The organism is Streptomyces sp. NRRL F-5135 (genome assembly GCF_000719775.1).
Lineage (GTDB): Bacteria > Actinomycetota > Actinomycetes > Streptomycetales > Streptomycetaceae > Streptomyces > Streptomyces hebeiensis.
In genome coordinates, this window is record NZ_JOHR01000042.1 from 1 (window position 1) to 2,358 (window position 2,358).

Genomic DNA, 2,358 nt, shown 5'->3' on the forward strand with positions numbered 1-2,358 from the left:
CATCAACGACTCCGCCGACCACGAAGCACCCGACGAAGAACCACCCGCCTCACCAATCCGCAACCCCCCGACATCCGGCAACTGCGCCGACGAGGCGGGTGTGGGGGCGAAGACGATCAGGCCGTCATCGGTGTCGGAGGCTCCGGGGATGGTGGGCTGCCGGGTGGCCGCGGTCCACCGGGCCGGGGCCTGGGTGGCCGGGTCGAGGCGGGCGAGGATGCCGAGGGGGATGGAGGGGGCGGCGCTGGTCAGCATCATCGGTGCGCTGTAGGCGAAGGCGGGACGGCCGGTGCGCTGGGAGAACCGCTCCACCAGCTCCGGGCTCAAAGCCCCGGGCCCGGTGGTCAGGAACAGCACCGGATTGCCCAGGGACGTCGTGCGGTACGCGGGATCCAGTCCGAGCAGGGCCAGGAACTCGTTCTCGGAGACGGGGAGCGGGCCGCGGCCGGGCAGGTGCAGCACGATGTTCCCGGCCCGGTCGACCTCCACCACGTTCAGCATCGGCATCGGCTTGCGCGGGCCGACCCAGTCCGGCTGCGTCGGAGTCCCGTCGGGCCCGTACTTCAGGCTGGTCCAGTTGATCCCGGCTGGCGCGGCGATGCCGGACCAGTTCACCCCCTGGACGTTCGGCCCCTGCCGCAGCAGCGCCGCCGGACCGAAGGCACCGCTCTCCCTCAGCTGATACGCGGCCAGCAGATCGAGGTCGGAGACATCCACCCCCTCCGCGATCGCCTTGGCCGTCACCGCCCACAACGCTTCCTGCTGCTGCCGGCCCCACGCGACGGTGGCGTCCAGGTGAAGGACCCGGCGGCCCATCGCCTCCCGCCCCTCAGGCGTCATCGACCCGAAGATCTGGGCGGCACGGGCCACGGCCCAGAGCGTGGACGCCATGTGCCGGGGAGTGAACGCCGCGGGGGCAGGCAGCGACTGCACATAACGGGTGACCTGCTCACCACTGTTCGCCAGCAGGGCGAAGGTGTTCTGAACAGCCGGCGCGGGCACCGCCTCCGTCAGCTTCGCGTCCGGATCGGCCGTGATCCGGGCCGCCGCGAAGTCGAGCAGCGCCACATATCCGGCCAGGTCCGGAGCCCGACCGCTGTGCTCCTGGACGAAGAACGCCAGCATGTCCAGCCGGACCGGGGTGAACCCGCTGATCGACGTATCGTTCGCCCGCATCCGCTCCAGCGCCACGATGCCGTTGAACACCCGCTCATACCGGCCACCCGGCCCACGGTGATCCTCGATCTCATTACCGAACACCGACCGCAACGCCCGCACCAGCCGCAGCATCGTCTTCCGCGTCTCCGCCGACACCGCACCCGGACCACGATGCAACCCCGCGTCCCGCGCCAACTGGTCCAGCTCGTGATCCAACGGCTCAGGACGGTGGTTCACCACACGCCCCGCCTCGCCCGGCGCGTCGATCACCACACGGTTGTGGTTGTCCACACCCGTCGGCCTGGTGACCGATGTCGTCTCACTCCGCATCTCGTTGGAGAAGTGCTGACCGAGCGGAACATCGTCCAGCGGATCATCGATATGCGGCGACGGGTTGTGCGAAAGCTGCTGCTGGTAGGGGTCACCGTCCGTCGCACCCCAGCAGACCTCCAGGTGAGGCCGGTGTCCCGGCGGCAGCTCCCGCATCTCACGCAGCCCCGCGATATACCGCGCGGCATCCCGCTTCCCCAGCCACACCGTCCGGCCGTCACGCAGCGCGAGTTGCAGCCGCCCCGGCTTCCCATGAGCCGCGAAGACATAGACCGCCGGATCCGGGGTCACCTCCTCGGAACCCACCGCCTGGTGACCGCTGCCGGCCGGCGTCTTGTGCACGATCCGCCGCATCGCACGGAACGCCTTCAACTGACGCTCACGCCCGCGCAGATTGTCCCCGGTCTGCACCGAGATCTGACCGAACCGCTCATGGCCCTCATCCACCAGCGGCCGGGTGAACACGTCACTGTCGCGGAACGTCGTCCCGTCCAACGCCGTCCACTCACGGTCCTCGTACGCCACCCTCCTCGCCGGCGTCTCGAACGGCACCCAGCGCGCGACCGGCAGCTTCGCATCGGGATCGATGATCACCGGACGGTGCCCGCCCGCCTCCGAGTCGGCCACCAGACGGGCCCGGCCACTGGGGCCCCATGCCTTCCGGCCCGTCCGCTCCTCCACCGCCAGCAATATGACCTGCCGCTGGTCCCCCGCGTCCGGCACCACCAGCACCACCGGCACGTCCTTCGGCAGCTTCGCCAACTCGGGGTCCGCCGCCAACGCGTCAGCGATCCCCTCGGCGCCCAGCACCCGGCCGTCCGGCAGCCGCACCCGCCCGTTCTCACCCTCGGCCCAGACGACATACGCGTC

1 protein-coding gene is annotated in these 2,358 nt (G+C 70.4%); it reads right to left on the bottom strand.

Annotated elements, in window-relative coordinates; all coding sequences use genetic code 11:
• The coding region (locus IG02_RS37360) for a lonely Cys domain-containing protein (protein WP_158712456.1) at positions 1–2,358 on the bottom strand (2,358 nt) is incomplete at both ends.